This is a genomic window from Gulosibacter sp. 10 (genome assembly GCF_900163695.1).
Lineage (GTDB): Bacteria > Actinomycetota > Actinomycetes > Actinomycetales > Microbacteriaceae > Gulosibacter.
In genome coordinates, this window is the sequence record NZ_FUIC01000049.1 from 1 (window position 1) to 5,120 (window position 5,120).

3 protein-coding genes are annotated in these 5,120 nt (G+C 74.4%); all 3 read right to left on the reverse strand.

Going from position 1 to position 5,120, the window contains the following annotated elements:
* Nucleotides 1-32: 32 nt before the first annotated feature.
* Entirely contained in the window at nt 33-2,888 is a 2,856-nt protein-coding gene (locus FM112_RS15415) for an FtsK/SpoIIIE domain-containing protein (RefSeq protein ID WP_176386873.1), read from the reverse strand.
* The gene (locus FM112_RS15420; protein ID WP_087009220.1) at nt 2,885-3,988 is read right to left on the reverse strand and encodes a DUF4192 family protein; all 1,104 of its coding nucleotides are present in this window, start codon (nt 3,986-3,988) and stop codon (nt 2,885-2,887) included. Before FM112_RS15420 ends, FM112_RS15415 begins: the two co-directional genes overlap by 4 nt.
* A gap of 116 nt (nt 3,989-4,104) precedes the next feature.
* Entirely contained in the window at nt 4,105-5,040 is a 936-nt protein-coding gene (locus FM112_RS17340) for a DUF5684 domain-containing protein (RefSeq protein ID WP_176386874.1), read from the reverse strand.
* Nucleotides 5,041-5,120: the final 80 nt, after the last annotated feature.

Below are 5,120 nucleotides of genomic sequence, written 5' to 3' on the forward strand. Positions count from 1 at the left end.
CGCCCTCCCTAACTTCACGGCCCCGCCGCCCCTCAACCTCGCTGCACCGCGCTCGGAGCGCCCGCTTCGAGCCGCACCCGCCGGACCGCCCCCGTGGGAAGCCGCAGGAGCGCGGTGGCGTACGGGTTCTCGACCGCGGGGCCGATGCCGTCGCCCCGGAAGAGGCCGCGCCACTCCCCCGCGGTCAGCCCCGCCGCGAGCACCGGCATGCGCTCGGCGAGCCGCGGGAGCACGCCGTAGGCGGCGTTCCACTGCTCGAGGTCGCCGACCATCGCCTCGCCCGCGAAGTCGATGTCGGCTCCCGGTCGCATCGCGCCGGCGCTCGGCACCGGGCCGATCCGCGCCCCCGCCCGCTCGAGGAAGGCCCGCACCGGGCCGAGGCGGCGTCCGACCACGGCGAGCCCCTCCCGCGGGATCGCGAAGGGCTCGTCCTCCGGCCCCGGGGGCGGCGCCAGGCGCATCCCGGTGTGCGCCACCTGGACGAGGACCCCGTTGTACCGTCCGCGGCCCGGCGGCAGATCCTCCGTCCAATGGCTCGACTCCCCGCCCTGCAGCACCCATTCCTGCCGCGACGGCGCCGCGAGCTGCAGCATGCCGCCGCACAGCGCCCGGACGCGCTGCAGCGCTCCGGAGACCCGGCGCGCCGTCACCACGACGCTCACCCCGAGCTGCGAGCCGCCGCGGACGAGGCGCTGCAGCCGTTCTCCCCATTCGACCCGGTGCTCCTCCCCGAAGCGCTGCTCGAGCAGATCGGCATCGTCGACGAGCACGATGCGCCAGGGTCCGGCCGGGCCGTGCAGCAGCCGCTCCAGGACGTCCCAGGCCCGTTCGGCGTCGTCCGGCACGAGCACGACAGGGAGGCCGCGATGCCGCGCGCCCTCCGCCACGGCCGCCAGCACGCCGCTCTTGCCGCTCCCGCGCCGGCCCAGCACGAAGCAGTGATCGCCCGCCCCGTCCAGGAGGATGCCGCGCTGCGCCTGCTCCTCGGGCAGATCCCCGAGGGCGAAGGGCAGGCCGCCCGGGCTCGCGCCCGCGGCCTCGACCCGCGTCCGCAACGACTCCGGTTCGAGTCGCCGCGGGAGCGGCCGCTGCCATGGGCGGCGAACCTCGCCGAGCCCGGCCTCGCGCCGCCGCCCGTGCTCCCGGAGGGCGATCTCCTCGATGCGCTCCGGTCTGGCGCGCGCGACCTGCACCGCGCGCACGGCGTCGGTCCCGAGCCGGAGGAGCGCCCTCCCGCGTCGGGCCCTGGGGAGGTCCGCGCCCTCGGACGAGCCCAGCAGCGTGACCGAGTCGCTCGCCTGCTCCACGCGCAGGCACAACCGGATCGCGCAGTTCGCGAGCAGGCCCTCGCGGAACGTGCCCGTCGGGCGCTGGGTGCACAGCACCAGGTGCACGCCGAGGCTGCGTCCGCGCGCCCCGAGATCGGCGAACACCTCCTGCAGGTCGGGGTGCGTCTCCACGAGGGCCTGGTACTCGTCGACGAGCACGACGAGCCGCGCCAGCGCCCCGGGCTCGAGGTCCGCGAGGTCCCGGACCGAGCGGTCTCGGAGCAGCCGCTCCCGACGGCGCACCTCGGCGCGCAGGCTCGCCACGACCCGCAGCGCCTCGTCGTCGTCGAGGTCGGTGACGACGCCGACGCAGTGCGGCAGGCCCGCCACCGCGTCGAACGTCGCGCCGCCCTTGAAGTCGATGCAGAGGAAGGTGCAGTCCCCGCTCGGATGCGCCCTCGCGAGGGCCGCGCACCAGGCGATGAGCAGCTCGCTCTTGCCGCTTCCCGTGGTGCCGCCGATCACGGCGTGCGGGCCGTCGGCGACGAGGTCGATCTCGAGCGGTCCGCCGGTGCCGAGGACGAAGCGCGCCCCGAGCCCCGGGCGGGCAGCGTCCTCCCCAGATCCCCCGCTCCCGAGGTGCTCGAGCTCCACCGAATCCGGCAGCGCGCATCGGAGCGCCGCCCGGGCCGCCTGCGCGTCCCGCACCCTCGGAAGCCACTCCGCCAGCAGTGCGGCGCCGAGCGTGTCGGCGCGGATGCGCGTGCTCCGCCCCGACGGCTCGACGAGCACCGCGTCTCCGTACTCCTCGAGCAGCAGCCTGGTGAGGCCCTCCGCCTCGGGCGGCGGCTCCTCCGGTCCGCCCGCCCAGACGAGCAGCGGCGCCGACGAGCGCTCCTCGGTCGCGACGCCGGCCCGGCGGAGCTCCTCAGCCACCGCGGCCGCGCGCTCGCCCGCCAGCGCCAGGGACGCCGAGGGGTCCTCCGCGAGCAGCTGCACGACGAGCGCCCGCACCGTCGCGACCGCCACCGGGCGCGGCCCCGCCACGGCGATCCGCGTCGTCTCGACGGCCACGGGCGCGCCCGAGAGCTGCCTGGCCCGCTCCTTCAGGGCGCGAGTCTCGGCCCGTCCGCCGCCACCGTCGAAGCGGATGCCGCTCGATACGGTCGCGCTGCCGACGACCGCCCCGGGTTCGATCCGGGGCGCCCCGGCCACCAGATCTCGCGCGAACGGCCGATCCTTGCGCAGCCGGCGGCGGATGCGCGCCAGCCTCGCCTCCACGGCCCGCTCGGATTCCCGCAGCTCCTCGGCGTAGCGGGCCTCCTCGCGCCTGCGGCGCCGACGGCGCAGGATGCGCTGGTCGACGACGCTCGCGATGCCGAGGATCGGTCCGAAGATCGCGAACATGAACACATAGGGGCTGCGGATCACCGCGTAGAGGATGAGCGAGACGAAGACCGGCGCGATCACCATGAGCAGCGGGAACTGCGCCGGCGGCGGCTCCTCGGGCTCCTTCGGGAGCCGGATCGGCGGCTCCTCGAGGTCGATCGGCGATTCCGCATCCCCGTGCCAGTCCTGCGCCGGGGAGGCGAGGCTCGGGGCGTTCGGCGCGGCGCTCATTCCGAGGCCTCCAGCAGCCGGTCGAAGTCCTCCTGGCGGAAGCCGCCGCTGCAGCCGGCCTGCCGCACCCATCCCGGGGTGATACCCGATTCGCTGAGCTCCAGCACCCGATGGGGCAGCCGGTGGGCCGAACCCAGACGGATCGAGTGCTCCGCGAAGTGCCCGGCCAGCGTGCTCGAGCCGCGCGCCCATTCGAGCCAGCTCAGCGCCGCGAGGGCGTTCGCCGCGTCCTCGGGCGGCAGCGCGCCGACGAGGGTGCGCAGCAGCTCGGCTCCCGCGGCGGCGCGTTCGAGGCGGATCGGCTCGATCTCGATCTGCTCGCTGATGAGCCCGTCCACGGGCTCGTCGGCGGCGTCGAGGGCGTGCCACACCCGCTGCAGATCCTCGGCGGCCGCCTCCCCGTAGACCGCGTTGGCGAGCAGGCACTCGGTCGCCCGAGCGCTGCGGAAGGCGAGCGCGACCAGTGCGAACGCGATGAGGCGGTGCTCCTGGTCGAACCCTTCGAGCTCGCCCGAGCGCGCGTCGAGCAGGTTCTCCCACGCGTCGAGCACGACGGGGATCTCCGTCTGCCGCAGTGGCGGATACTCGCCGGCCAGGAGCCCGCGGAGCGAGCGCTCGAGGGCGGGGTCCGCCTCCGGGATGCGGGCGAACTCCGCGAGGTCGGCCTTGACCGCGCCGCTCGTGGCCCGGTCGAGCGCCTCGAGGCCGCCGTGCTCATCCGAGACGTAGCTGCGCCACCGGTTCGAGCCTCGGCACAGCAGGGCCTCGACCCGGAGCCCGGCGAACGCCGCCATCTCGGCGATGGCGAGCGCGTGCTCGGCGAACGGCGTCTCCCGCTCCCCGATCGGGGAGTCGGTGAAGACCGAGATCAGCACGCGGTCGGCGTCGCGCAGCTGCAGCAGGTTGCCCATCACCGCCGCGGCGTACTCCTCGGGCGGGATCTGCGCCTCGTCGGCGGGGAGGTCCATGCGCAGGCAGGCGCGCCCGTGCCGGTGGGCGTACGGGATGAGGACGATCGAGTTGCAGGGGAAGTATCCCACCATCTCGACGGAGGCGACGAGGACGTCGGCGGCGGTTCTGATGTGCTTCGGCTGATTCATGCGCACACAGTACGAGGGCGGGCGAGCTGTGCGCTCGCCCGCCCTCGGTTCTGTGCATAAGGCCGCCGATCAGGGGAATTGTGGAGAACTCGGCGGTGCTCCGACCGGACCGCCGGCTACTGCGACTGCCCGTTCTGGCCGGACCCGCCGCCCTGCTCCGGACCGCCGGGCCGGCCGCCCTGGCCGTAGGGATCCTGCTGACCGGGCTGACCCGTCTGGCCGGACTGCTGCCCGCCGTAGGGGGACTGCCCCGGCTGCTGCGGCGCCCCGCCCGGCTGCCCGTACTGGCCGCCGTACTGCCCGGGCTGGCCGTAGCCGGGCTGGCCCTGCTGGCCGGGCTGTGCGCCGCCGGGCTGCTGCGGATACCCGGCGGGCGGCTGGTAGCCGGCGCCCGGCTGGTAGCCGGCCTGTCCCGGCTGGCCGTACGCGCCCTGCTGCCCGGGCTGGCCGTACCCGGGCTGACCCTGCTGCCCGTAGGCGCCGGGCTGACCCGGCTGGCCGTATCCGCCCTGCTGCGGATAGCCGGGCTGCTGCGGATACCCGCCGTACTGCCCGGGGGCGGCGTAGCCGCTCGACGAGTACGGGGTGACGCCGACGCGGGCGCCGGCCGCGGCTGGCCCCGGAACGCGGCCGTCGGCGAGGCCGCGCCAGCGGGAGCTGTCGAAGGCGACGATGCCGAGCCACACGATCGGGAGGAAGATGAAGAGCACCACCCAGGCGCCGTCCTTGCCGAAGCCGACGCCGATGCGGTAGGCGGCCATGATCATGAAGACCGCCAGGGCGATCGTCGCGAACTGCCCGATGAAGGGCACCCATGCGATGAGCGGGATGAGGGAGATCCAGCCCGGCCACGCTCCCGCCTCGAGGAAGGTCCACGTGTTCACGAACGGCACCCAGGCCTTCCAGCCCTCGATGTTCATCTTCTTGAAGACCGTCATCATGAACCACGCCGTGATGACGTAGCCGATGAGCGCCACCGCGACGAGCACCCAGATGAGGACGCCGAGCGTCGCGAATATCCACGCGACCAGGTTGTAGTCGTACTCTTGCATGCAACCACCTATTCCGAGGTTCTCAGGCTCTTCACGAACGAGGGTGTAGTCGAGGTCTGAAACCGCCGGCTTCGAGCAGA

Bases quoted from the DNA above. Each gene is read 5' to 3' on its own strand.
- FM112_RS17340 (WP_176386874.1), bottom strand. From the start codon at position 5,040: ATGCAAGAGTACGACTACAACCTGGTCGCGTGGATATTCGCGACGCTC.
- FM112_RS15415 (WP_176386873.1), bottom strand. From the start codon at position 2,888: ATGAGCGCCGCGCCGAACGCCCCGAGCCTCGCCTCCCCGGCGCAGGAC.
- FM112_RS15420 (WP_087009220.1), bottom strand. From the start codon at position 3,988: ATGAATCAGCCGAAGCACATCAGAACCGCCGCCGACGTCCTCGTCGCC.